Annotated in this window: 25 protein-coding genes and 4 riboswitches; of the genes, 13 read left to right on the top strand and 12 right to left on the bottom strand. The window is 64.3% G+C overall.

The genetic code is table 11. The features are described 5' to 3' along the window. Positions 1-55 precede the first annotated feature (55 nt). From IC609_RS09515 to IC609_RS09485, 7 genes are all read left to right on the top strand, one after another. Positions 56-568, top strand: a complete 513-nt coding sequence (locus IC609_RS09515; RefSeq protein ID WP_191819265.1) for a TRAP transporter small permease — start codon at positions 56-58, stop codon at positions 566-568. Next, positions 565-1857: a TRAP transporter large permease gene (locus IC609_RS09510; protein ID WP_191819264.1), complete on the top strand. Its 1293-nt coding sequence runs from the start codon at positions 565-567 to the stop codon at positions 1855-1857. Before IC609_RS09515 ends, IC609_RS09510 begins: the two co-directional genes overlap by 4 nt. Positions 1858-1870: 13 nt before the next feature. After that, positions 1871-1989: riboswitch (glycine riboswitch) on the top strand. 7 nt (positions 1990-1996) lie between these two features. After that, positions 1997-2129, top strand: a riboswitch (glycine riboswitch). Positions 2130-2171: 42 nt separating this feature from the next. Further along, the gene (gene gcvT, locus IC609_RS09505; RefSeq protein WP_191819263.1) at positions 2172-3299 is read left to right on the top strand and encodes a glycine cleavage system aminomethyltransferase GcvT; all 1128 of its coding nucleotides are present in this window, start codon (positions 2172-2174) and stop codon (positions 3297-3299) included. A gap of 51 nt (positions 3300-3350) precedes the next feature. Further along, positions 3351-3719: a glycine cleavage system protein GcvH gene (gene gcvH / locus IC609_RS09500; RefSeq protein ID WP_191819262.1), complete on the top strand. Its 369-nt coding sequence runs from the start codon at positions 3351-3353 to the stop codon at positions 3717-3719. Positions 3720-3784: 65 nt separating this feature from the next. Continuing rightward, positions 3785-6700 (top strand): aminomethyl-transferring glycine dehydrogenase, encoded by a 2916-nt coding sequence (gene gcvP / locus IC609_RS09495; protein ID WP_191819261.1) that lies wholly within the window; start codon positions 3785-3787, stop codon positions 6698-6700. A 42-nt stretch (positions 6701-6742) separates the two neighbouring features. Next, positions 6743-6831, top strand: a riboswitch (glycine riboswitch). A gap of 12 nt (positions 6832-6843) precedes the next feature. After that, positions 6844-6954: riboswitch (glycine riboswitch) on the top strand. 77 nt (positions 6955-7031) lie between these two features. Beyond that, entirely contained in the window at positions 7032-8306 is a 1275-nt protein-coding gene (locus IC609_RS09490) for a D-amino acid dehydrogenase (protein ID WP_232844241.1), read from the top strand. 3 nt (positions 8307-8309) lie between these two features. Continuing rightward, the gene (locus IC609_RS09485) at positions 8310-8792 is read left to right on the top strand and encodes a GNAT family N-acetyltransferase (RefSeq protein ID WP_191819259.1); all 483 of its coding nucleotides are present in this window, start codon (positions 8310-8312) and stop codon (positions 8790-8792) included. On the opposite strand, the gene IC609_RS09480 is transcribed toward IC609_RS09485, so the two are convergent. Both IC609_RS09480 and IC609_RS09475 read right to left on the bottom strand, forming a co-directional pair. Further along, positions 8773-9900 (bottom strand): J domain-containing protein, encoded by a 1128-nt coding sequence (locus IC609_RS09480; RefSeq protein WP_191819258.1) that lies wholly within the window; start codon positions 9898-9900, stop codon positions 8773-8775. The two genes, IC609_RS09485 and IC609_RS09480, sit on opposite strands and share 20 nt — an antisense overlap. Positions 9901-9973: 73 nt before the next feature. After that, positions 9974-10144, bottom strand: coding sequence for a hypothetical protein (locus tag IC609_RS09475; protein WP_191819257.1), 171 nt, complete (start codon positions 10142-10144; stop codon positions 9974-9976). A gap of 130 nt (positions 10145-10274) precedes the next feature. Between IC609_RS09475 and IC609_RS09470 the strand changes: the two genes are divergently transcribed. Beyond that, on the top strand, positions 10275-12200 hold the full coding sequence (locus IC609_RS09470) for a B12-binding domain-containing radical SAM protein (RefSeq protein WP_191819256.1): 1926 nt from the start codon (positions 10275-10277) through the stop codon (positions 12198-12200). Between the two features lie 37 nt (positions 12201-12237). On the opposite strand, the gene IC609_RS09465 is transcribed toward IC609_RS09470, so the two are convergent. Genes IC609_RS09465 through IC609_RS09445 form a run of 5 tightly spaced genes read right to left on the bottom strand, consistent with a single transcriptional unit; the run spans position 12238 to position 15535 of the window. Next, positions 12238-12951, bottom strand: coding sequence for an SDR family NAD(P)-dependent oxidoreductase (locus tag IC609_RS09465; RefSeq protein WP_225224102.1), 714 nt, complete (start codon positions 12949-12951; stop codon positions 12238-12240). Continuing rightward, positions 12948-13667: a formylglycine-generating enzyme family protein gene (locus IC609_RS09460; protein WP_191819255.1), complete on the bottom strand. Its 720-nt coding sequence runs from the start codon at positions 13665-13667 to the stop codon at positions 12948-12950. Before IC609_RS09460 ends, IC609_RS09465 begins: the two co-directional genes overlap by 4 nt. Then, positions 13664-14050, bottom strand: coding sequence for a thiol-disulfide oxidoreductase DCC family protein (locus IC609_RS09455; RefSeq protein ID WP_191819254.1), 387 nt, complete (start codon positions 14048-14050; stop codon positions 13664-13666). Before IC609_RS09455 ends, IC609_RS09460 begins: the two co-directional genes overlap by 4 nt. A gap of 9 nt (positions 14051-14059) precedes the next feature. Beyond that, positions 14060-14860, bottom strand: a complete 801-nt coding sequence (locus tag IC609_RS09450; protein WP_191819253.1) for a DODA-type extradiol aromatic ring-opening family dioxygenase — start codon at positions 14858-14860, stop codon at positions 14060-14062. A 3-nt stretch (positions 14861-14863) separates the two neighbouring features. Further along, positions 14864-15535 (bottom strand): DsbA family oxidoreductase, encoded by a 672-nt coding sequence (locus IC609_RS09445; RefSeq protein ID WP_191819252.1) that lies wholly within the window; start codon positions 15533-15535, stop codon positions 14864-14866. A gap of 86 nt (positions 15536-15621) precedes the next feature. On the opposite strand from IC609_RS09445, the gene aroQ reads away from it, so the two are divergent. Next, positions 15622-16059, top strand: a complete 438-nt coding sequence (gene aroQ, locus IC609_RS09440; protein WP_191819251.1) for a type II 3-dehydroquinate dehydratase — start codon at positions 15622-15624, stop codon at positions 16057-16059. A 19-nt stretch (positions 16060-16078) separates the two neighbouring features. Here the strand turns inward: aroQ and IC609_RS09435 are convergent, their stop codons facing one another. Genes IC609_RS09435 through IC609_RS09420 form a run of 4 tightly spaced genes read right to left on the bottom strand, consistent with a single transcriptional unit; the run spans position 16079 to position 19752 of the window. Then, positions 16079-16963, bottom strand: a complete 885-nt coding sequence (locus IC609_RS09435) for an alpha/beta fold hydrolase (RefSeq protein ID WP_191819250.1) — start codon at positions 16961-16963, stop codon at positions 16079-16081. Next, positions 16960-18144 carry an MFS transporter gene (locus tag IC609_RS09430; RefSeq protein ID WP_191819249.1) on the bottom strand — a complete coding sequence of 395 codons (1185 nt, stop codon included), beginning with the start codon at positions 18142-18144 and terminating at the stop codon, positions 16960-16962. Before IC609_RS09430 ends, IC609_RS09435 begins: the two co-directional genes overlap by 4 nt. Continuing rightward, entirely contained in the window at positions 18144-19241 is a 1098-nt protein-coding gene (aroC, locus tag IC609_RS09425; RefSeq protein ID WP_191819248.1) for a chorismate synthase, read from the bottom strand. The genes IC609_RS09430 and aroC overlap by 1 nt, the downstream gene beginning before the upstream one ends. Before the next feature lie 43 nt (positions 19242-19284). After that, positions 19285-19752 carry a CBS domain-containing protein gene (locus tag IC609_RS09420; protein ID WP_191819247.1) on the bottom strand — a complete coding sequence of 156 codons (468 nt, stop codon included), beginning with the start codon at positions 19750-19752 and terminating at the stop codon, positions 19285-19287. 114 nt (positions 19753-19866) lie between these two features. Here IC609_RS09420 and IC609_RS09415 point away from each other — a divergent pair, with 114 nt between their 5' ends. The 4 genes from IC609_RS09415 to IC609_RS09400 are packed head-to-tail and all read left to right on the top strand — an operon-like array spanning position 19867 to position 23602. Continuing rightward, positions 19867-21165 (top strand): O-acetylhomoserine aminocarboxypropyltransferase, encoded by a 1299-nt coding sequence (locus IC609_RS09415; RefSeq protein ID WP_191819246.1) that lies wholly within the window; start codon positions 19867-19869, stop codon positions 21163-21165. Then, positions 21162-21956 (top strand): alpha/beta fold hydrolase, encoded by a 795-nt coding sequence (locus IC609_RS09410; protein ID WP_191819245.1) that lies wholly within the window; start codon positions 21162-21164, stop codon positions 21954-21956. The genes IC609_RS09415 and IC609_RS09410 overlap by 4 nt, the downstream gene beginning before the upstream one ends. Next, the gene (locus tag IC609_RS09405) at positions 21953-23266 is read left to right on the top strand and encodes a cytochrome P450 (RefSeq protein WP_191819244.1); all 1314 of its coding nucleotides are present in this window, start codon (positions 21953-21955) and stop codon (positions 23264-23266) included. The genes IC609_RS09410 and IC609_RS09405 overlap by 4 nt, the downstream gene beginning before the upstream one ends. Before the next feature lie 18 nt (positions 23267-23284). Beyond that, on the top strand, positions 23285-23602 hold the full coding sequence (locus IC609_RS09400; protein ID WP_191819243.1) for an Mpo1-like protein: 318 nt from the start codon (positions 23285-23287) through the stop codon (positions 23600-23602). Positions 23603-23648: 46 nt separating this feature from the next. Here the strand turns inward: IC609_RS09400 and IC609_RS09395 are convergent, their stop codons facing one another. After that, entirely contained in the window at positions 23649-24893 is a 1245-nt protein-coding gene (locus tag IC609_RS09395; RefSeq protein WP_191819242.1) for a YihY family inner membrane protein, read from the bottom strand. Between the last annotated feature and the right edge of the window lie 3 nt (positions 24894-24896).

The raw sequence follows: 24896 nt of genomic DNA, 5'->3' as shown, positions 1-24896 counted from the left end.
CCTCGGGTTGCACAGGCCTTTTTGATGGGCAACGGTCTTTGAAAGGCCAACAGCAATGCAAAAAATCGAAGACTATTTCCTGGCCATCAACCGCTGGGCACTGATCCTGATCCTGGCGGTCATGTCCGTCATCATCTTCACCAATGTGGTGCTGCGCTACACCACCAACCAGTCCATCGAGTGGGCCGAAGAAGTGGCGCGCCACATGATGATCTGGCTCACCTTCATTGGCTGCGGCCCCGTGCTGCGCTATGGCGGCCACATCGCCATCGACAACCTGCAAGACAGCTTGCCGCCCAGAGCTGCGCAAATCCTGCGCGTGTTCATCGCTGTGCTGATCACCGCGTTTTGCGTGTTTTGCATCTGGTTTGGCCTGGAATACATGGACCGCACCCAGTACCAGAGCACCCCGGCCACCCAGATCTCGTTTGCCTGGATCTATCTGGCCCTGCCACTGGGCATGGGCATGACCTTGATCCACTGGCTGCTGATCGTTCGCAGCTACATCGCCCGCCGCGAATTTGCGAGCGACGCCCACTTTGACGCCACCGCGAGTGCATCCCTATGAGCGCCAGCCTGATCCTCCTGATTTCCGTGTGCATCTACCTGGCCATCGGCGTACCGGTGGCTTTTGCCCTGGGTCTGTCCACGGTCACAGCTTTGGTGCTGTCGGACGCCTACCCCATGCTGGCCCTGCTCAAGGAAACCTTCACGGGCGTCGACAGCTTTCCGCTGATGGCCGTGCCCTTTTTCATCCTGGCGGCCGAATTGATGAGTGGCGGCTCGCTGACCGAGGTGCTGCTCAAGTTCGCAGGCCAGTTTGTGGGCCACAAGCGCGGCGGTCTGGGCTACACCAACGTCGTCTCGCTCACCTTCTTCTCGGGCATCTCCGGCTCGGCCCTGGCCGATGCGGCGGGCCCCGGCTCCATGCTGATCCGCATGATGGACAAGGCCGGTTACGGCCGGCCTTATGCCGCAGCGCTCACCGCGTCCACGGCCATTGTGGGCCCCATCATTCCGCCTTCGATCATCATGATCATCTACGCCCTGGCCGACGACAACGTCTCGGTGGGGGCACTGTTCATCGCAGGCTTGATCCCCGGTGTGCTGATCGCAGCCGCCATGTGTTTGGTCAACTACTACATCTCGAAGCAGCGCAACTACAAAGGGGATGGACAGTTGCCCACGGGCGCTGAAATCCTCTCGACCACCTGGAAGGCCTTGCCTGCGATCCTGCTGCCCGTGTTGATTTTGGGCGGCATGCGTGCAGGCTGGTTCACCCCCACTGAAGCCTCGGTGGTGGCGGTGTTCTATGCCCTCATTTGCGGCAAGTACGTCTACCGCACACTCGAGTGGAAGGCCGTGCCCGACATCCTCTCACGCTCGGCTTTGCTCACGGCTTCGGTGCTGCTGATCATTGGCACGTCCGCCTCGTTCGCCTGGATCCTGACCATCGAAGGCATGCCGCAGACAGTGGCCAACTGGATCTCGGGCATGAACCTGAGCGTCTGGGGCTTTTTGATTGTCATCAACATCTTCCTGCTGATCTTTGGCATCTTCATCGAGCCGCTGCCAGGCGTGATGGTGCTGGTGCCCATCCTGGCACCGGTGGCGGCCAAGCTGGGGGTAGACCCGATCCACTTCGCGATGATCGTGATCTACAACCTCACGCTGGGCATGATCACGCCGCCCGTGGGCGGGCTGCTGTTCGTGACATCCAATGTGTCCAAAGTGCCGCTCAGCGAGCTGACCCGCGAACTCAAGCCCTTCCTGTGGGCGCATGGCGTGGTCCTGGTGCTGCTGACTTTTGTGCCTGCGCTATCGAACTGGCTGCCGCATGCGATGGGGTTCAAGTAAGCCAGCCTATAATCTGTATCTGTCAGGAGAGCGCCTGACTTGTTTCATGTCCCATGAACCAAGTCAGGCCGCCGAAGGCGCAGGCGGTGGCCACACCGCTGAACGCTCAGGCAAAAGGACTGACAAAGCGTCTTTCAGACGTTGCCTCACTGGAGAGAGGTGCCGGGTCATCGAGCCACGGCACCCACCGAAGGAGCAAACCGCAGAACGAACAGCATCAAGGCTTGGCGTTCCCGGCGAATCTCTCAGGTAAAGCGGACAGCGAGGGCCCACCACGGCATGTGCCTTGGTGAACCGTGCCCTTGAAAGCTGCCATGTCCGCCACTGAAAACCTGCTCACCACCCCACTGAATGCCCTGCACCTCGAGCTTGGCGCACGCATGGTGCCTTTTGCGGGCTACAACATGCCTGTGCAATACCCCGCTGGCCTGGTGGCCGAACACCGCCACACCCGCACTGCTGCTGGCCTGTTCGATGTCTCGCACATGGGACAGCTGCGCTTGATCGGCCCCGACGCTGCCGCTGCGTTCGAGAGCCTGATGCCCGTGGACGTGATCGGCCTGGGCCTGAACAAACAGCGCTACGGCCTGCTGCTCAATGACGAAGGCGGCATCATCGACGACCTGATGTTCGTGAACCGGGGCGAAGACATTTTTGTGATCGTCAACGGCGCCTGCAAGCACGGCGATCTGGCGCACATCCAGGCTCGCATCGGTGGCCGTTGCACCATCGAACCGCAGTTCGACCGCGCCCTGCTCGCCCTGCAAGGCCCGCAGGCCGTGACCGCTCTGGCCCGCCTGTTGCCCGGCGTCGAGCAACTCGTGTTCATGACCGGCATGCCTTCCACTTGGGAGGGTGCTGACCTGTACATCACCCGAAGCGGCTACACCGGTGAAGACGGTTTTGAAATCTCCCTGCCCGCCAGCGCCGCCGACGCGTTTGCCCGCGCCCTGCTGGTCCAGCCCGAAGTCAAACCCATCGGACTGGGTGCCCGCAACTCGCTGCGCCTCGAAGCCGGCCTGTGCCTGTACGGCAACGACATCGACACGACGACCACACCGGTCGAAGCGAATCTGAACTGGGCCATGCAGAAGGTGCGCCGCACCGGTGGTGCCCGCGCGGGCGGCTTTCCCGGTGCCGACAAGGTGCTGGCCCAGCTGGACGGCGCGCAGCCTGCACAGCGCCTGCGCGTGGGCCTGATCGGTCTGGAGCGTGTGCCGGTGCGCGAACATGTGGAACTGCACAACGCCGAAGGCCAAAAGATCGGCGAAGTCACCAGCGGCCTGCTCGCCCCCACGGCCGACAAGCCTGTGGCCCTGGCTTACGTGCAGGCAGAATATGCCGCTGTGGGCACCCGTCTGAACGCCATGGTGCGCGGCAAAGCCGTGCCGATGGCCGTCAGCCCCCTGCCCTTCGTTCCCAACCGCTACCACCGCGGCTGATTTCACCCCTTCAACAAACGGGATCTGACCCCCATTTCTCAGGAGCACACCATGAGCCTCAAATACACCGAAGACCACGAATGGATCCACGTCGAGGGCGATGTCGCCGTCGTCGGTATCACCCACCACGCGCAGGATGCGCTGGGCGACGTGGTGTTTGTGGACCTGCCCGAAGTCGGCAAGTCCTTTGCCCAGAAAGACGTGGCCGGTGTGGTCGAGTCCGTCAAGGCCGCTGCCGATGTCTACATGCCCGTGACTGGCGAAATCGTCGAAGTCAACGAAGACCTGCGCAATGACCCGGCACTGGCCAACAGCGACCCGCTGGGCAAGGGCTGGTTCTTCAAGGTCAAGCTGGCCAACCCGGCCGAAGTCGACGCCCTGCTCGACGAGACGGCCTACAACAAGTTCTCCGCGGGTTAAGACCAAGCCTTGAATGAAAGGCATCCACAGGGTGCCTTTTGTTCAATGTTTCCACGGAGCCTGCCATGCTGATGTCCGCCCACCGCCCCCTCGGCGATCTTGAAAACCCGTCCGAATTCATCGCGCGCCACATCGGCATCAGCGCGCAGGACGAAACGCTCATGCTGGGCGTCATTGGCGAAGCCTCGCGCCGTGCCCTGGTCGAGTCCATCGTGCCGCGCTCGATCGCCCGCAGCCAGGCCATGCAGCTGCCCGCCCCCATCACCGAAGCGGCGGCCCTCGAACAGCTCAAGGGCATTGCACGCAAGAACAAGCTCTACAAGAGCTTCATCGGCCAGGGCTACCACGGCACGCACACGCCCGGCGTCATCCTGCGCAACATCCTCGAAAACCCCGCCTGGTACACCGCCTACACGCCGTACCAGGCCGAGATTTCACAGGGCCGCATGGAAGCGCTGGTCAACTTCCAGACCATGGTGTGCGACCTGACCGGCATGCCCATTGCCAACGCCTCCATGCTGGACGAAGCCACCGCCGCCGCCGAAGCCATGACGCTGGCCAAGCGCTCGGTCAAGGCCAAGGGCACCACCTTCATCGTGAGTGGCGACTGCCACCCGCAAACCATCGAAGTCATCGAAACACGCGCCGCACCGCTGGGCATCACCGTCAAGGTCATCCGCTCCAGCGACGAATGGCAATCGGCCATCGCGCAGGACGATTACTTTGCCGCCCTCAACCAGTACCCCGGCAGCAGCGGTTGGCTGGCCGACTGGCAAGTCAGTGCCGACCTGATCCACAGCAAACAGGCCGCCTTCATCCTGGCCGCCGACCTGATGGCGCTGGTGCTGCTCAAGACCCCGGGCGAAATGGGCGCTGACATCGTGGTCGGCACCACCCAGCGTTTGGGCATGCCCATGGGCGCGGGCGGCCCGCACGCCGCCTACATGGCCTGCCGCGATGAGTACATACGCTCCATGCCCGGACGCCTGGTGGGCGTGAGCGTGGACGCGCATGGCCAGCCGGTCTACCGTCTGGCGCTGCAGACCCGCGAGCAGCACATCCGCCGCGAAAAAGCGACCTCCAACATCTGCACCGCACAGGTGCTGCCTGCCGTCGTGGCCAGCATGTACGCGGTCTACCACGGCCCGGAAGGCCTCACGCGCATTGCACAGCGCATCGCCAGCTACACGGCGGTGCTGGCCGAAGGCCTGAAATCGCTGGGTGCTTCGCTGTTGCATGGCACAGCGTTTGACACGCTGACCGTGGACTGCGGCAGTGCCGCGGCCGCCGAGGCCCTGCACGCCAAAGCCGTTGCCAAACAACTCAATCTGCGCCGCTACCGCGGTGGCCGGGCCGGATTCGTGGGGATCACCCTCGATGAAACCACGACACGCGAAGACATCGCGCTGTTGTGGTCGTTGTTCGGCGAGGGCAGCCAGAAGCTGCCCTCGTTCGAGGCCTTCGAAAAAGGCATCGCCCCACTGATCCCCGAATCGCTGCGCCGCACCAGCGCCTTCCTCACGCACCCGGTCTTCAACCGCTACCACTCCGAGACCGGCATGCTGCGCTACATCCGCCAGCTCTCCGACAAGGACCTGGCCCTGGACCGCACCATGATCCCGCTGGGCTCGTGCACCATGAAGCTCAACGCGACCAGCGAGATGATCCCGATCACCTGGCCCGAGTTCGCCCTGCCCCACCCCTTTGCCCCGGCCGATCAACTGCAAGGCTATGCCGAGCTGGACCAGCAACTGCGTGACTGGCTCTGCCAGGCCACAGGTTACGCAGGCATCAGCTTGCAGCCCAATGCGGGCAGCCAGGGCGAGTACGCCGGTCTGCTGGTTATCCAGGCCTACCACCGCGCCCAAGGCCAGGGCCACCGCAACATCTGCCTGATTCCCTCCAGCGCGCACGGCACCAACCCCGCCAGCGCCCAGATGGTGGGCATGACGGTGGTGGTCACCAAATGCGACGACAACGGCAACGTCGACATGGCCGACCTGAAAGCCAAATGCGAGCAGCACAGCGCGAATCTGGCCGCCGTCATGATCACCTACCCCAGCACACACGGTGTGTTTGAGACGCAGGTCAAGCAGCTCTGCGAACTGGTGCACCAGCACGGTGGTCGCGTGTATGTGGACGGCGCCAACATGAACGCGTTGGTGGGTGTGGCTGCCCCCGGCGAGTTCGGTGGCGACGTCAGCCACCTGAACCTGCACAAGACCTTCTGCATCCCCCACGGCGGTGGCGGACCCGGCGTGGGCCCCGTGTGTGTGGTCGAAGACCTGGTGCCTTATCTGCCGGGCCACGCCACGGGCGGTGTACCTGTGAATGGCGTGGGTGCGGTCAGCGCAGCCCCCTTGGGCAACGCAGCGGTCTTGCCGATCAGCTGGATGTACTGCCGCATGATGGGTGCCGATGGCCTGCAGCACGCGACCGAAGCCGCCATCCTGGCCGCCAACTACATCAGCAAGCGCCTGGCACCGCACTACCCCACGCTGTACGCCAGTGATAACGGCCATGTGGCCCACGAATGCATCCTGGACCTGCGCCACTTCAAGGACAGCTGCGGCGTGATGGCCGAAGACGTGGCCAAGCGCCTGATGGACTACGGCTTCCACGCTCCCACACTGTCTTTCCCGGTGGCCAACACCCTGATGGTCGAGCCCACCGAAAGCGAGACGCTCGAAGAGATCGACCGCTTCATCGACGCGATGATCGCGATTCGCGAAGAGATCCGCCAGGTCGAAAACGGTGTCTGGCCGCAGGGCAACAACCCGCTCAAGAACGCCCCGCACACCGCTGACACCCTGATGGCCGCCGACTGGGACCGTGCCTACCCGCGCGATGTCGGCGGTGCGCTCAAGGGCCGCGTGCTGGGCAGCGTCAAGTACTGGCCCCCCGTGGGTCGCGTGGACAACGTTTACGGCGACCGCAACCTGTTTTGCAGCTGTATCCCTCTGGAGGACTACAAGCAATGAACGATGGCTGTTGACAGCACGCGCTGCTGTCGGCACCATTCGTGTTTTGCATCGGGAGAGACTGTCTGAATGGCAGCGCCGAAGGAGCAACCGCCCCGGAAACTCTCAGGCCAAAGGACCGATGCAAGCCGACACCCCTGGGTGTCACACACTCTGAAGAGCGATCGGGATTCGTCATCCCGGTCCACCGCAGGAGCAAGCCCACGTCACTGACACAGGGGCGAATCTCTCAGGTCTCAAACAGAGGGGGTCATGCAGTGCACATGCCGTGCGTTGCGTGTCCTTCCATTTGAGACGTTTTGCAAAGAGAGAAAGCTCCATGAAAAATCCCATGGTCCAAAAACACATGGTCGTCATCGGCGGCGGCATCACCGGCGTCACCTCTGCCTACGCCCTGGCCCAGCAAGGCCTGCGGGTCACCCTGATCGAGAAGAACCGCTACCCCGGCATGGAAACGTCCTATGCCAACGGGGGCCAGTTGTCGGCATCGAACGCCGAAGTCTGGACCCACCCGTCCACGATCATCAAGGGCCTCAAGTGGATGCTCAAAAGCGATGCCCCACTGCTGATGAACCCCGCCCCCACCTGGCACAAGCTCAGCTGGATGGCCGAGTTCGTGGCCGCCATTCCCAAATACAAGGACAACACCATCGCCACAGCCCAACTGGCCATCGCCTCACGCGAGCACCACTTTGCCTGGGCCAAGGCCGAGGGCATCGAGTTCGACCACAAGCGCGAAGGCATCCTGCACATCTACCGCGACAAAAAGGGCTTTGACCACGCGGGCGAAGTCTCCAAGCTGCTCGCCCAGGGCGGCCTGCCGCGCCGCGCAGTCACACCCGAAGAAATGAAGGCCATCGAGCCAACGCTGCAAGGCCAGTACTACGGCGGCTACTTCACCGAAAGCGACTCCACAGGCGACATCCACAAATTCACCTTTGGCCTGGCCCAGGCCTGCGAGCGCATGGGTGTGAAAATCCTCACCGAACACGAAGTGCTGAATGTGCACTCCGATGGCCAGATCGCCAGCGTGCAGATCCAGCACCAGGGCCAAGTCGACACCCTCACCTTTGACGGTATCGTGGTCTGCGCAGGCGTGCATGGCCGCCGCCTGGCCGCGCAGCTGGGCGACCGCCTGAACATCTACCCCGTCAAAGGCTACTCAATCACCGTCAACATGCCCGATGCCGCCAGCCAGGCCGCTGCCCCCCAGGTGAGCCTGCTCGACGACGAGACCAAACTGGTCACCAGCCGCCTGGGCGACGACCGTTTCCGCGTGGCGGGCACGGCCGAGTTCAATGGCATCGATCTGGACATCCGCGCCGACCGCATCCAGCCGCTGGTCAACTGGGTCAACGAATGCTTCCCGGGCATCGACACCCGACGCGTGGTGCCCTGGGCAGGCCTGCGCCCCATGATGCCCAACATGCTGCCGCGTGTAGGCGCGGGCAAAAAAGCCAATGTGTTCTACAACACCGGTCACGGCCACCTGGGCTGGACGCTGAGCGCCATCACCGCGCACCAGCTGGCCGGGCATGTGCTGCAGGGCATGGGGCACAATGTGCGCTCCTTTGCAACACACGCCACCGCCCCGGCTGCGGTCTGAACCATGCCCCTTCATGTCCTGCCTGTGGATTACCAGCTGCGCGCCCACCGCGATGCACTGGTCATGCTGCTCGATGCCTACGCCCGCGACCCCATGGGCGGCGGCGCAGGCCTGACGCAGGACGTGAAGAACCGCCTGTGCGACGACCTGGCCGCCCGCCCCACGGCGGCCAGTTTCATTGCCTGGCTGGGCGATGCCCCGGTGGGGCTCATCAACTGCATCGAGGGCTATTCGACCTTCAAGGCGCAGCCGCTCATGAACATCCACGACGTCGCGGTGCTGCCTGACCACCGGGGCGCGGGTGTGGGCCAGGCCTTGCTGGCCGCAGCCGAGCAACATGCCCGTGCACGTGGCTGCTGCAAGCTCACGCTCGAAGTGCTCACGGGCAATGCGCGGGCCCTGTCGAGCTATGTGCGTTTTGGTTTTGCGCCTTACGAACTCGACCCGGCTGCAGGCCAGGCCAGCTTCATGCAGAAGTGGCTTTGAACGCCCGGCTCTGTTCCTTGAGCCAGCGCTTGAGCTCGGCCTCACTCTGAATCCGGCGCAAATCAGACGACAGGCTGTCAGCCTCGTGGCGCTGGTTGGCCTGCAGGGTTTGCAGGGCCTGCGTCATCACGGCCTCGCTCAGCTGGGCACTCACCGTCACGCAAAGCTCCCGCGTGAGCCTGAACTCCATTTGCGCCAGATCATCTTCCAGAGCCGAGACCTGCTCCTTGAGCAGCAAAGCCATGACCGCCAGTTGGTCATCGGCAAAGCGCGAGGCGCCTGAGGCGTCCGAGAGGGCCGCCTGCATTTGCAGCCGCAGCAAGGTGCTGAGGTCATTTTTTTCATAGGCCGCGTTGACTTCGCTCATGAGCGTGGTCTTGCGCTCGCGCTCTTGCGCATCGGGCTCGCGGTCCGGGTGCAGGGCACTGGCCAGTTGCCGGAAGATGGTGCGGATCGCGCTGCGTGCATCGGCCTGCTGCACCTCGGCCCTTTGGTGTGCGGCCGGTTTTTTGAGCGCCTTGCGTGCAGCCCGCTTGGCGGCTTTGCGTTCTTCGTCGGCTTGCTGTTGGCGCTGCCACTGGCGCATGCCAGCCGCCATCATCTCTTCCGGCGTCTGGTATTGGTGGGGGTTGTGGATGGGCTGGCCCAGCGCCGCTTCGATCTGCTCGCGCAGGCGCTGCGCCTCCTCGGCGCGCTCTTCGGCGAGTTCGTCCTCGTCCAGACGGTACAGCTCGGCCAGGGCTTGTATTTGCGGGTCGGAATCCGGGCCGAGTTGGTCGATCAAACCACGCACCTGGGTGCGCGCCATGCGCTGCTGCTGCGAGGTCAGCGCATCGCCTTGCAGCTTGTCATGCAAAAAGACCAGCAGGCTTTGGCGCAAGGCCCGCGTTTGCTGGGCCGTCTGGTACAAAGCCTGCATATGCGCGTGGCGATGCGCATCCGACCAAGCCTGCAGGCGCTCCACCTGCGCCGACAAGGCTTCGATGCGGGCCAGCAAGGCGTTATAGCGCTGCTGCGCGGGACTCAGCGTGGCATCGGGGCGCGCCTGAACGCTCAGCGCAGCGTAGACCGAAGGCGCTGCAGAGCCGGGGGTGTTGTCAGTGCTCATGAAAAAAGCCACTGACGCAAGGCCAGTGGCTCGGGTTTGGGCAGCCACGCCGAGGCGGGCTGCACCTGCTGGTTCAACCGCCTTTTTTGGAACGCTTGCCAGGGTTCTTTTTGCTGCGGGTGGCGACGCCACGCTCCAGGCTCACGCGCTGGCCGCGACCGTGGGTAGGCAAGGTCACGCCGGGCAAAACTGGCAGTGGAGGTGTGAATTTACGGTCGGCTTCGGTGACGATTTTGTTGCCCATCTTTGGCTCCAGAAAAAATTGCAAAGCGTTATTAAGCCACAAGAAATCGCCCTTCCCGTGGCTGTCCCCTGTCCGGCGACGATAATTGCCCCTGTCAGACGCCTTTTGGGCCACGATTTCCCACCAAACCATGCCCAGCCCCGTTCCCTTCAAAGTTTTGAGCCTCATCCCGCCGATGACGCAGCTCAACACACCCTACCCGTCCACGGCCTACCTGACGGGTTTTTTGCGTTCACGGGGTTTCAATGCGGAGCAAGAAGACTTGGCCCTGGCCACCGTGCTGGCCTTGTTGAACAAACAAGGGCTCATGGCCTTGCGCGACGCAGCGCTGGCGTTGCCCATCGAAGACCGCTCGGGCCCGGTGAACTTTTTCCTCGATCACTTCCAGGACTACGCGGTCAGCATCGACCCGGTGATCGCCTTTTTGCAAGGACGCGACAGCACGCTCAGCCACCGCATCGCCAGCCGGGGCTTTTTGCCCGAAGGCCCACGCTTTGCCGCGCTCGACGCCTATGACGACGATGGCACGGGCGACCCGATCGGCTGGGCCTTTGGCGCTTTGGGCCAGACCGACCGCGCCCGGCACCTGGCCACGCTGTACCTGAACGACCTGGCCGACGTGCTGCGCGATGCGGTCGACGAAGGCTTTGAATTCGTGCGCTACGCCGAACGCCTGGCCGCCAGCCAGCCCAGCTTTGACGCACTGGCCGAGGCGCTGGCACAGCCCCCCAACCTGATCGACAGCACGCTGGAGCGCCTGGCCCTGCAAGCGATTGAACGCCACCTGCCCCAATTGGTGCTGCTGTCTGTGCCCTTCCCCGGTTCGGTTTATGCGGCCTTTCGCATCGCCCAATGCATCAAGCGGGCACAGCCGCACATCCGCATCGCTTTGGGCGGCGGATTTGTGAACACCGAGCTGCGCGAACTCCAAGACGCCCGTGTCTTCGACCATGTGGATTTCGTCACGCTGGACGGCGGCGAGCGCCCGCTGCTCAGCCTGATCGAACACCTGCAAGGCCAGCGCAGCGCGCAGCGCCTGCAACGCACATTTGTGCGCAGCGATGCAGGTCAGGTGCAGTACATGAACCTGCAAGAGCCTGACATCCCTTTCGAGGACGTGGGCACACCCACCTGGGACGGCCTGCCGCTGCACCAGTACCTGTCGCTCTTGGACATGCTCAACCCGATGAACCGGCTATGGAGCGACGGGCGCTGGAACAAACTCACCGTGGCGCACGGCTGCTACTGGAAGAAATGCAGCTTCTGCGACGTGAGCCTGGACTACATCAGCCGCTACGAAACGGCTCAGGCCAGCACTTTGGTGGACCGCATCGAGCAGATCGTGGCCGAGACGGGCCAGACCGGCTTTCACTTTGTCGACGAAGCCGCGCCGCCCAAAGCGCTCAAGGCCCTGGCCGAAGAAATCCTGCGTCGGGGCTTACAAATCTCCTGGTGGGGCAACATCCGCTTTGAAAAAACCTTCACACCCGAGCTGTGCGAGCTGCTGGCGCAAAGCGGGTGTATTGCCATGTCGGGCGGCTTGGAGGTCGCGTCGGACCGATTGCTCGCGCTGATGAAAAAAGGCGTCTCGGTCGAACAGGTGGCGCAAGTGACCAAAGGCTTTGCCGATGCAGGCGTGCTGGTGCACGCCTACCTGATGTACGGCTTTCCGACACAGACCGTGCAGGACACGGTGGACGCGCTCGAATACGTGCGCCAGCTGTTTGAAAACGGCTGCATCCACAGCGGCTTTTTCCACCGCTTTGTGTGCACCGTGCACTCACCCGTGGGCCAAAACCCCGAAACCTACGGCGTGCAATTGCTGCCACTGCCCGAAGGCACGTTCGCCAAAAACGACGTGGGCTTTGTCGACCCCACCCCCATGCCGCCCGGCGTGGACCATGACCTGCTGGGTCAGGGTCTGAAAAAAGCCATCTACAACTTCATGCATGGCGTCGGAGTGGAAGCCGATGTGCGCCAGTGGTTTGACTTGCCCAAGGGCCATTTCCCCAAGCCCTCCGTGCCGCGTCACAAGATTGCCAAAGCCCTGAACTGAGGCACTGACAGCGGCTGGGGGTCACCCCAGCGGCGCATCACCAGGGGATGGGCTGCCCCAGATGGTCCACAAACTGCGCCCGCCCCGTCGGCTCCAGCGCATCGAGCACCGCCAGCAGCCGCTGCGCAGACCAGGCAGGGTCCAAGGCCTCGTTCCCCACAAAGGGCTGGCTCAAGGCCGAGCGCACCGTGCCGGGCTGCAAAGCGGCGACCACGGCCAGCGGACGTTGGCGCGCCAGCTCGATCGCGGCAGTCTGCAAGAACTGGTTGAGCGCCGCTTTGGCCGCGCGGTAGCCGTACCAGCCGCCCTTGCGGTTGTCTTCGATGCTGCCCACACGCGCCGAGAGTTTGGCCCAGATGACACGTTCGCCGCGTTCCAGCTGCGCCGCCAGCTGCTGCAACAGCAGCGCGGGCCCGACCGCGTTGACCTGCAAGCTGTGCAGCAAACGGTCGGCATCGAGTTCCTGCAGGCGTTTTTCAGGCCCTTGGCCTCCCAGCGTCAGGGCCCCGGTGGCATCCACCACCAAGTGCCAGGGACCTTGCAAGCGCGCACACATGGCCGCAAGACTGGCGGCATCGGTCAAGTCCCAGGCGCAGGGCTGCCCACGCGAGACGGCTTGCACCCGGGCACACCGCGGATCGCACTGCAAGGCCTGCACAAATGCCTGCCCGAGTGCCCCGCTGGCCCCGATCACCAGGGCGCGGTAGCCCTCGCGCAGGCTGTGCATGCCCACAAAAAGTTCGGGCGTCATGGTGGCGTCCCGGCGTCGTACACGCAGCGAAAGCCGATGTAGACCGCATGAAAATCAGCCGGTTTCCAGGCTTGCACGTCGGCCTGCATCTGCCAGGCCGGATACCACCAGGAGCCACCCAGGGTCTGGCGTTCGTGGCCCCGCTCATCGGCGGCCCATTCCCACACATTGGCCCCCATGTCATGCAGTCCGTTGACCCCGGCCCGGGTCTGCGTCACGGGCGCCGCGCGCGGCCAGGGGTCGGGGTCGCTGGTGTTGGCCCCTTGCGGGCTATCGCCCGTAGGCCAGGGGTAGGTCTTGCCGCGAACCCATGGCGCAGGTGGGGCCGCACGCAGCTCGGTGAAAGCGGCTGCACGCCACTCGGCTGACGTGGGCAACCGCCCCTTGGCCCAGTGGCAATAGGCGGCGGCCTCCGCGTGCGTGAGGTGGACTGCCGGCAGCTGCGGCGCGGCTGGTATTCCCTCGGGTTGCCGCCAGACCCAGCCTGCGCGGCGCTGCCAGCCGCCCACGTATTCAAACCCTCCGCCGTCCAGTTCGGCACGGGTGCGTGCACCCGTGGCCTGCACGTAGCGCTCGAACTGCCCGATCGTCACCTCGGTGCGGTCCACCTGCAAACCACCCAAGCCATCGAGCACCACACGCTCTCCGATCTGGGCTTGCGCAAGCGGGGCGCTCAAAGCGAGCCAGACGCCCATCATGGCCAGTGCCTGCTTCATCTCAAAGCCTCCGGATCACGCCACCAGCGTCTGGCCAGTCGCTGCAGTGCGGGCCGGATGGGCAAAAAAACACGGTAGGCCAACTCCAGCAACCAGGACAAGGGCGGCCAGGCAAACACCCACCCCAGCACGCGCCAGCCCGGCAAGGCCCGCCACAAACGGGCAAAAGCGGCGCCACCGCTGAGCAGACGGCCGTTGGCCTCACGCACATGGAAACGCCGCATGGCGGCTTCACACGACAAGCCTTCGCCCAGGGGCTGCCCGGCACTCACATCCACCCATTGCAGGGTCTGGCTTGTGGCCAGCCCACGGTACAGCGCGATCTCGCGGCGGCACAGGGGGCAGCTGCCGTCAAAGTAAATCGTCAGTTCGGGCTGGGTCATGGGGGGCACTCAATGCAGGCTGAAAGCGTCCATGGCCAGCGACTGGTAAATCACCTCGTGGCTGATGTAGTGCGGCTGTGGCCCGCCTGCCTGGCCCCAGCCTGCCGCGCCCAGCGCAAAGTAAATCGTGCGGAAATGCTCATCGGTGGGGTGCGCCCGCTCGGCGTGGGGTGCGCGGTGACGGTAGTCCAGCAGGGTCGCCAGATCGCCCTCGCGCAGGGTGTCCTCGACCCAGCTGCAAAAAGACGTCACATAAGGCTCGGTCGGACCGTCTTCGCGGCGCAGCTCGTACAGATTGTGCGTCATGCTGCCCGAGCCCACCAGCAAGATGCCCTGCTCGCGCAAGGGAGCCAGCGCCTGGCCGATGGCGTACAGGTCGGCGGGTGTCGCATGGGCTGGCAGTGACAACTGCACCACCGGCACCTGCGCCAAAGGGGCCATGTAGCGCAAAGGCACCCAGGCACCGTGGTCGAAGGGCCGCTCGGGGTCTGCGCCCGCGGGCCAGCCTGCCGAATTCAGCAAGTCGAGCATCCTGTTGGCCAACGGCGGGTCGCCGGGCGCGGGGTACTGCAGTTCATACAACGCGGGTGGGAAGCCGCCAAAGTCGTGCCAGGTGGGCGGGTACGGGTGCGTCATGACGCCGATGCCCTGCGTCATCCAGTGCGGCGACATCACCACGATGCCGCGCAGGCGCTCGGCAGGCGCATGGGCCTGCATCCAGGCCTGCAGGGCCGGACCCGTGCTGCCCGGGTTGAGGGCAAACATGGGCGAGCCGTGCGAGACAAACAACACCGGCAGGCGCTCGGCCATGGCTCAGGCCTCGGCACCTTGCGGGCTTTGCGCCGCGATCTGGCGCAAGGCCTGCTCGAACACCTCGGCGGGCTGGCCACCGGAAAGCAGGTGACGGTCGTTGATGATGACCGCAGGCACCGAGTGGATGCCCGCCTGCTGGTAGTAGCGCTCCTGGGCGCGCACCTCGTCGGCAAAGGCCTGGCTGGCCAGCACCTCACGGGCCGCATCCACGGGCAGGCCCGCGTCCTGCACGGCCTGCAGCAACACGGCATCGTCTTCGATGCACTCGGCACGCCCCTGGTAGGACGCCAGCAGGGCTTTCTTGAGGGCACGTTGCTTGCCCTCGCCCTGCGCTGCGGCCCAGTGCAGCAGACGGTGGGCGTTGAAGGTGTTGTAGACGCGGCCACGTCCGCCCGGCGCAAAGGCAAAACCGACTTCGGCCCCCCGCTGGCGGATGTTCTCGCGCATCAGGGCCTGTTGTTCGGGGGTGGAGCCGTATTTTTCGGTGATGTGCTCGGTCAGGTCCTGTCCACCCGCAGGCATGTGGGGGTTGAGCTCAAAGGGCTGGAAATGCAGCTCGGCCTGGACCTCACCTTGCAGTCGGGTCAGCGCTTTTTCGAGTGAATACAGCCCGACCGCGCACCAAGGGCAGGCAATGTCGGAGACGAAATCGATTTTGAGGGCGGTGGTCATGGCAACATCCGTGGGAGCAATAACCGCCATCTTGCCCCAAATGACCGACAATGGCGCTTCAGGCCCACAAGTCCTTTCTTTACATCATGAAAATCCTGACCCTCAACGGCATCAACCTGAACATGTTCGGCAAGCGCGATCCCGCGCAGTACGGCACCACCACGCTGGCCGAAATCGACGCCCGGCTGGTGGCCCTGGGCAAGGAACTGGGTGCCGAGGTCGAGTGTTTCCAGACCAACATCGAAGGCGAGATGGCCGAGCGCATCCACCACGCCCACAGCGACGGCACGGCAGCTGTGCTGATCAACGCCGGGGCCTGGACGCATTACAGCTACGGCATCCGCGATGCGCTGGCCATCCTCCAATGCCCCATCATCGAGGTGCACATGTCCAACATCCATGCCCGCGAAGAGTTCCGCCACCACTCGGTGATTGCCCCCATTGCCAAGGGCCAGATCGCTGGCTTCGGGGTGGACAGCTACCTGCTGGGCCTGCGGGCGGCCATCAGCGCGGTCAAAGGCTGAGCCTGCCCCTTGGGGGGGCTCAGGCCTCGCCCAGCACTTGCAACAAGGCGGCATTGAACGCCGCTGCCGCCTCATAAATCACCCAATGCCCAGCTTCCGGCACGGTGTGCCACTGGCCCCAGTTCGGAACCAGGCGCGCCAGCGCTTCGCGCACCTCGGGCAAGCGGTAGGTGTAGAGGGCATCGTGCTCGCCGTAGATGGCGCTGACACGGGCCTGGACCCGGGGCAAAGCCTCGGCCACGATGGGGGTCGATGACAGCCTGCGGCGCGGCATGCGGTCGCGTTGCACATTGGCACGGTGCACATCCAGCGCCAGCGCGTCCAGGCTTTCGGGGTGCTTGAGCATCAAGGCCATCAGGTTGTGGCGATGAACAGCATCCTGTGCCTCGGCGCTGGGCAGGTGTCGCCAGCCCTTGAGCGGCACGCGCTCGGGCACCGTCAGGCCCAGACCGGGAGCACCGACCAGCACCAGGGCCCGAGCGTCCTCGGGGTACTCGGCCAACCACAACGCCCCGGTCATGCCGCCAAACGAAAATCCCACGATCTGCACCGGGCCTTGCGGGGCCAGTTGCTGCAAGCCTGCATGCAAGTGCGCGGGCAAGTCGGGCACATCGCTGCAGCCGGGCGGCAAATCCGAGTCGCCAAATCCCGGCAAATCAGGCACCAGCACACGCCAGCCCGCAGCTTGGAGTGGCGTGATGTTGCGTACCCAGTGCGTCCAACTGCCACTGCCGCCGTGCAGCAGCACCAGCGTGGGGGACTCGGGCTGGCCCCAGCTGTGCCAAACCAGCTGCACGCCGTCCAGCGCGGTGACGCAGCGCTGACCACGGCTCAGAGCCGCTGACAGCGCAGGCGGCAAAAAGTCAGGCAATTCAACGGGCGAAAAAATGGGCCTGCTGGTCATGTGTTCACCGAGGCAGCAGGATGGTGGTGGCGCCAAACTTTCCAGGTCGCGGCCACGGCGACCAGACTGGTGAGCACCGAGACCCAGAACACCGAGGCCAGACCCCAGCGTTCGCTGAGCAAGCCGCCCAGCAAGCCGCCGATCACACCCGAAAACCCATAGGCCAACACCGTGTACAGCGCCTGGCCGCGCCCGCGCAAGCGTCCCGGAAAATGGTGCGACAACAAGGCGATGCAAGCGGTATGGTGCGCTGCAAACGTGAGCGCATGCAGGGCCTGCGCCAGCACCAGCACCAGCAGCACATCACCCCAAGCGGCTGTGAGCACCATGCGCAGCACCATGGCTGCCGAGCACAACAGCATCCAGCCCGTGAGCGGCATCAGATGCAGCCAGCGCGATTGCCAGAAGAACCAGGCGATCTCGACCACCACCGACACCGCCCACATGAGGCCAATCAGGGTTTTGCTGTAACCCAGCGAATCAAGGTAGAGCGAAAAGAACACATAGATGCCGATGTGCGAGAGCACATGGAAGAACGCACTGGCAAAAAACCAGCGCACCGCAGACTGGGCCAGCACGCTGCGCACAGGCACCGACACCTGCTCTGCGTGCCCCGGCTCTTTTTGATCGGGCAAGGCCATCGCACTCACCAGCACCGCCAACAAACTCACAATGGTCATGGTCGGGAACTGCTGCATGCCAAAGGCCTCGAACCAGGCCCCCGCCACAAACACCGTGACCAGAAAACCGATCGAGCCCCACAGGCGCACGCGGCCGTAGCGCTTGGTGTCAAATGCCCCACCCTGGCTGACCAGGTGCGCCATGGCCGCTTCGCTCATGGGCATCATGGCGCTGGTGTGGGTGAACATGACCAGCAGCACCACGCCCAGCCAGACAGGCGTGAGCTGCAACCACAGCAAACACGCGCAAGCCAGCGCCACAGCGGCGCCCAGGCGCATCAGGCGCACGCGCTCACCGGTGTGGTCACTCAGCCATCCCCAGATGTAGGGGGCAAACAGGCGCGTGGCCGCCTGCACCGAGGTCAGCAAGCTGATGGCCACCAGCCCCAGGCCCATGTCCTTGAGCCAGAGCGGCAGGTAGGGGTTGAAGAAACCGATGTGCGCGAAATAGCTGGCCGACAAAGCGGCGAACGGAAATAAAGCCCGACGGGTTTGCGGCATCAGGGCTTGGCGGCCGCGATCGGGGCCAGCGCATGCGCCACATCACCGCACTGGGCACGGTGCTGCAAGGCATGCTCCATCACCACCAGGGCCAGCATGGCCTCGGCGATCGGCGTGGCGCGTATGCCCACGCAGGGGTCGTGACGGCCCTTGGTGATCACTTCGGTGGTGTGGCCTTCCGAATCGATGGTGTCGCGCGGGATCAAAATCGAGCTGGTCGGCTTGATCGCGATCGACACCTCGATGTCCTGCCCGGTGCTGATGCCGCCCAGCACACCGCCCGCGTTGTTGCCCACAAAGCCTTCGGGCGTGAGCGAGTCGCCTGCGGTGCTGCCCTTTTGCGTGACGCAGCCAAAACCAGCGCCGATCTCCACGCCCTTGACGGCGTTGATGCCCATCATGGCAAAGGCGATGTCGGCGTCGATCTTGTCAAAGAGCGGCTGACCCAGGCCCACCGGCACGCCACGCGCCACCACCCGCAAGCGGGCACCGCACGAGTCGCCCGACTTGCGCAGCGCGTTCATGTAATCCTCCAGCGCCGACACATCGGCCACCGGGGCAAAAAACGGGTTGTTCGGCACATGGTCCCAGCTCTCGAAGCCGATCGGCACCTCGCCTATCTGCGTCATGCAGCCGACAAAGGTGGTGCCGAATTGTTCTTTGAGCCACTTTTTGGCCACCGCACCCGCAGCCACCATGGGGGCGGTCAGGCGCGCCGACGAGCGGCCACCGCCGCGCGGGTCGCGGATGCCGTACTTGCGCCAATAGGTGTAGTCGGCGTGGCCTGGGCGGAAGGTCTGCAGGATGTCGCCGTAGTCCTTGCTGCGCTGGTCGGTGTTCTGGATCAGCAGGCAGATCGGGGTGCCCGTGGTCTTGCCCTGGTACACGCCCGAGATGATCTGCACCGCATCAGGCTCATTGCGCTGGGTGACGAATTTGCTGGTGCCGGGGCGGCGGCGGTCCAAATCGGGCTGGATGTCGACTTCGGACAGGGCCATGCCCGGGGGGCAGCCGTCGATCACGCAGCCAATGGCCGGGCCGTGGGATTCACCAAAGTTGGTGACCGAGAAGAGATTTCCAAAGGTATTGCCGCTCATGGGGGGAATTATCCCAGAGCGGGCGGACGGTCAGCCCTGGGGGTCAGAGTTTGGCTTCTTCGGCCTCAGGGGCTGAGCCATCGGGCCAATCGCGGATATAGGCCTTGAGCATCTTGTTTTCGAAGTTCTGGGCATCCACCACGGCCTTGGCCACATCGTAGAAGCTGATCACCCCCATGAGTGTGGTGCCATCTGTGACTGGCATGTAGCGGGCATGGCTTTCGAGCATCATGCGTCGCACATCGTCGATTTCAGTGTCTGGCGTACAGATGAGGGGTTGGGCATCCATGGCCTCACCCACCGAAGTCGAACCCACCTGTCCCCCGTTGGCCACGACTTTCTTGATCACTTCACGGAAAGTGAGCATGCCTGCCACACCCCCCTTGTCCATCACCACCAAAGAACCCAGGTCTTTTTCGGCCATGAACCCCACGGCATCGGCCAGCGGCTGATCGGGTTGCGCGGTGAACAGGGTGTTGCCCTTGACGCGGAGGATGTCGCTGACTTTCATGGTGTTGTCTCCTGGGGGTCGTTCCGTAAGGACTTGGACTTGAATATAGCCCACAATCCATCGCAAGAATAGCGCTTGGCGCTTGCCCAAAACTTTCTGTGTTGGAGAAATCCCATGTCCGGATATGCCGACCCCGGCTTTGACACCCTGGCGCTGCATGCCGGGGCCGCCCCCGACCCCACCACCGGGGCCCGCGCAGTACCGATCCACATGACCACCTCGTTCGTGTTCGAGTCGAGCGACCAGGCCGCAGCCCTGTTCAACCTGGAGCGGGCGGGCCACGTCTACAGCCGCATCAGTAACCCGACCAATGCGGTGCTCGAGCAGCGCATCTCCGCCCTCGAAGGCGGCATCGGTGCCATCACCACCGCCAGCGGTCAGGCTGCGCTGCACCTGGCCGTCGCAACCCTCATGGGTGCAGGCAGCCACATCGTCGCATCGACCGCTTTGTATGGCGGATCGCAGAACCTGCTGCACTACACGCTGCGGCGCTTCGGCATCGAGACGACCTTTGTGAAGCCCGGTGACATCGACGCCTGGCGCGCGGCAGTGCGGCCCAACACCAAACTCTTTTTTGGCGAGACCGTGGGCAACCCGGGGCTCGATGTGCTGGACATCCCCACCGTGAGCCAAATCGCCCACGAAGCGGGTGTGCCGCTGCTGGTGGACTCGACGCTGACCTCACCCTGGCTGATCAAGCCTTTCGACCACGGCGCAGACCTCGTTTACCACTCGGCCACCAAATTCCTGTCGGGCCACGGCACCGTCATTGGCGGTGTGCTGGTGGACGGCGGCAGCTTTGACTGGGAAAAATCGGGCAAATTCACGGAACTGACCGAGGCCTACGAGGGCTTCCACCACATGGTCTTCAGCGAGGAAAGCACGGTTGGCGCCTTTTTGCTGCGCGCCCGCCGCGAAGGCCTGCGCGACTTCGGTGCCTGCCTCTCGCCGCACAGCGCCTGGCTGATCCTGCAGGGCATCGAGACCCTGCCGCTGCGCATGGCACGCCACATGGAGAACACCGCCAAGGTGGTTGAATTCCTGGCCGCACACCCCTTGGTCAGCCGCGTGGGCCACCCGATGCTGGAAAGCCACCCCAGCCATGCGCTGGCGCAAAAGCTGCTGCCACGTGGCGCAGGCTCGGTCTTCAGCTTCGACATCGCCGGCAGCCGCGCCCAAGGCAAGGCTTTCATCGAGGCGCTCAAGGTCTTCAGCCACCTGGCCAATGTGGGCGATGCCAAGAGCCTGGTGATCCACCCGGCCAGCACCACGCATTTCCGCATGAGCGACGAGGCGCTGGCTGCGGGCAGCATCGGCCCAGGCACGATCCGACTGTCGATTGGTCTGGAGGACCCGGCCGACTTGATCGATGACCTGAAAAAAGCCCTGAAAGCTGCGGAGAAAGCCGCATGAAGATCGGAAACATCTACGCCTACACCGGCGGCAAAGACTTCAGCCCCACCCAGCCCACCGTCGTGTTCATCCACGGTGTGCTCAACGACCACAGCGTCTGGATTTTGCAAAGCCGCTATCTGGCCCACCACGGCTGGAACGTGCTGGCGATTGACCTGCCCGGCCACTGCAAAAGTAGCGGCGAGCCGCCTGCGAGTGTCGAAGACGCCAGCGCCGCCATCTTGTCCCTGCTGGACGCGGCAGGCATTCAGAAAGCCGCGCTGGTGGGCCACAGCTTCGGTTCGCTGATCGCACTGGAGACGGCGGCCCAAGCGCCCGAGCGCGTGAGCCAGCTGGTGCTGGTGGGCACGGCGTTCCCGATGCGTGTCTCGCCCGCCCTGCTCGAATCTTCGGTGTCCGCGCCCAACAAGGCCATCGACATGGTCAACACCTTTTCGCATTCGACGCTGTCACCACCCCCCTCGGCCCTGGGCCCCGGCACCTGGCTGTACGGCGGCAGCCGCGCCCTGATGCGCCGGGTGCTGGCCAGCAACCCCCAGGTCAATGTGTTCTACACCGGCTTCAAGGCCTGTGACAGCTACGCGGGCGGTGAAGCGGCCATGGAAAAAGTCCAGTGTCCCACCCTCTTTGTGCTGGGCAATGCCGACCAGATGACACCACCCAAAGCGGCGCAAAGCCTGGTCAGCAAGGCCCAGAACGCCCAAGTGGTCAAACTGCCCGCAGGCCATTCGCTGATGACCGAAGCGCCAGACGGCGTGCTGCAGGCGCTCAAGGATTTTCTGACAGCATGAGTTTGATCACACCGCCCATGACGCCCGATCGCGCGGCCGAGATCGCGGCCACGCTGGACCTGCGCCAACTGCCTGCCGACTTTCTGGCCAACCCCTACCCGGTTTATGCCCGGCTGCGCGAGACCGAGCCGGTCAAGCGCATGCCCGACGGCTCGGTTTTTCTCACGCGCCATGCCGATCTGGTGGCGGTCTACCGCGACGCGCACACCTTCAGCTCGGACAAGCAGGTCGAGTTCGGCCCCAAGTACAACCACGCCCCTTTCAACGAAGCCCCCTGGGCGGTGTCACCCGGCGTCTCGCCGCTGTTCCAGCACCACACCAGCTCCCTGGTTTTCAACGACCCGCCGCTGCACACCCGCGTGCGGCGCATCATCATGGGCGCCCTCACCCGCCGCGCCATTGACAACATGGCCCCGGGTCTGGTGCAGCTGGTCGACAGCCTGCTCGACACCATGCAAGCGCAAGGCGGCGGCGACCTGATCGAGGACTTTGCCAGCGCCATTCCGGTCGAGATCATCGGCAACCTGCTGGACGTGCCGCACGCCGACCGGGGCCCGCTGCGCGGCTGGTCGCTGGCGATCCTGGGCGCGCTGGAGCCCTCGCTCACCCCCGAGCAGGAGGCCCTGGGCCACCAGTCAGTCAAAGAGTTTCTGGCCTACCTCAAAGACCTGGTGGCCGAGCGGCGCAAACACCCGGGCAACCCCGAGCACGATGTGCTCACCCGCCTGATCCAGGGCGACGGTGGTGAAGCACTGACCGAAGTCGAGCTGCTGCAGAACTGCGTGTTCCTGCTGAACGCCGGGCACGAGACCACCACCAACCTGATCGGCAACGCCCTGTTGTGCCTGCAGGAATGGCCCGAGCAGCGGGCGCAGCTGATGGCCGATCTGGCCGCCGCAGGCAGCGACGAAGCCCGGGAAACCGTGCTGGGTCTGGCGGTGGACGAGTTCCTGCGCTTTGAATCGTCCAACCAGCTGGGCAACCGCCGCGCCCTGCAGCCCTGCACGGTGGGCGGGGTGGCGCTGCCCGAAGGCGCGCTGATCACCCTTTGCATCGGTGCGGCCAACCGCGACCCGGCCGTGTACGCGCAGCCCGAGGTGCTGAACCTGCGCCGCGAAGGCAACAAGCACCTGGCCTTTGGCTTTGGCCCCCACCAGTGCGCGGGCCTGAGCCTGGCGCGCCTCGAAGGGCGCATCGCCATTGGCCACTTTCTGCAGCGCTTTCCCGATTACCGCCTCAGCGCCGAGCCGGTGCGCGGCGGCCGCGCCCGCTTCCGGGGTTTTCTGAACGCCCCCTTTGCCATCCGCTGACATCCACAGGAGATCCGCATGGAACAGACCACCGCCCCACGCCACGCCAGCTTTGCCGAGTTCTACCCCTTCTACCTGAGCGAACACAGCGACCGCACCTGCCGCCGCCTGCACTTTGTGGGCAGCACGCTGTCGCTGGTCTGCCTGGCCATGCTGGTGGCCACCGGCAAGCCGCAGTACCTGCTGTATGGCCTGCTGTGCGGCTATGGCTGTGCCTGGGTCGGACACTTTGTCTTTGAGAAAAACAAGCCCGCCAGCTTCAAGCGCCCGCTCTACAGCTTCATGGGCGACTGGGTGATGTACAAGGACATCTGGACGCGCAAGATCCCATTCTGATCCCGGCGACCGCGCCGAGCCGCCAACCGGGCGCTCAGGCCTTTGCTCAGGTCGTTGGCAAGACCTCGGAGACACGAACCTGGTCCAGCTGGGTGGCCGACCACAGCAGTGCATCGTCAGGGCTGCGGGTCAGCAGCAAGCGGTCCGCCAGCGGTGCCAGCGGGGTGTCTTCGGGTTGGATCAGCAGCACATGGCGTGCATCGGGGGTACCCCCCTCCTCGCGCAGCGCGCCCACCCAGTCCAGTGACTTCAACTGGTCCAGCAAGGGGGCCAAGTGCGTGGGGTCCACCTGCAACTGCTGGGACAGGCGATGGAGGCTCAAGCCCTTGGCCTCCTGCTCCCGCACCGCATGGAGCGCCGCCAGCACTTGCAGCGCCAGTTTGAAATGCCAGCCAACGCCCTCGGGTTTGCGCCAGGCCTGACGACCCAACTCGGGCAAGGTGGCGGCCACCACCGCCCCCAGCAACACAATCGCCCAGGCCACGTAAATCCAGACCAGCAAAATCGGCACAGCGGCAAACGCCCCGTAAATGGCCGAATACGTGGGAATTTGGGTCAGGTAGATCGCCAGCAGCTTCTTGGCCAGCTCAATGCCCAGCGCCACCAACAAACCGGCCGTGAGCGCGTGACGCCAGCGCACCCGGGTGTAAGGGACATAAAAATACAAGCCGCTCACGCTCAGCACCAGGAGCACAAACTCGAAACTGTCGAGCAGCCAACGCAAAGCCGCAGGCAAGGCATCCACCACATCGCGCGAAGCCGTCACCACATAAGAAGTGATGGCCAGACTCGCGCCCAGCAACAGCGGCCCCAGGGTGATGGCCGACCAGTAGAGCAACACCCGCTGTGGCAAAGGGCGCTGGCGCTCGAGCCGCCAGATCTGGCTCAGGGTGCGCTCGATGGTCACCATCAAGGCAATCGCCGAGGCCAGCAAGGCCACCAGACCCATCGTGCCCAGTCGGTTGGCCTTGCGCGAAAACTGCGTCAGATAACCCAACACCTGGCGCGAAATGCTGTCGGGCACCAGGCTGTCGATCAGCCAGCGCTGGATCGTGTCCTGGAACTTGCCAAACAAGGGAAAAGCGGCAAACACCGCCAGGCCCACCGTGAACAGCGGCACCAGGGCCAGCACGGTGGTGAAAGTGAGCGAACTGGCGCTGACGCCCAAACGGGCATCGCGAAAGCGCCCCCCCAAAATGATCGCCATCTGACGCCAGGGCACCGCCACCAGTTCTTGCCACCAGCCGAGCATCTGTTCGCGCCAACCGGCATGAGAAGAGTGAATTTGCATGCC

It is taken from the genome of Limnohabitans radicicola, from assembly GCF_014837235.1.
Classification (GTDB): domain Bacteria; phylum Pseudomonadota; class Gammaproteobacteria; order Burkholderiales; family Burkholderiaceae_C; genus Limnohabitans_A; species Limnohabitans_A radicicola.
The sequence above is the reverse complement of the archived record's forward strand: the minus strand, read 5'-3'. Positions and strand labels throughout refer to the sequence as shown.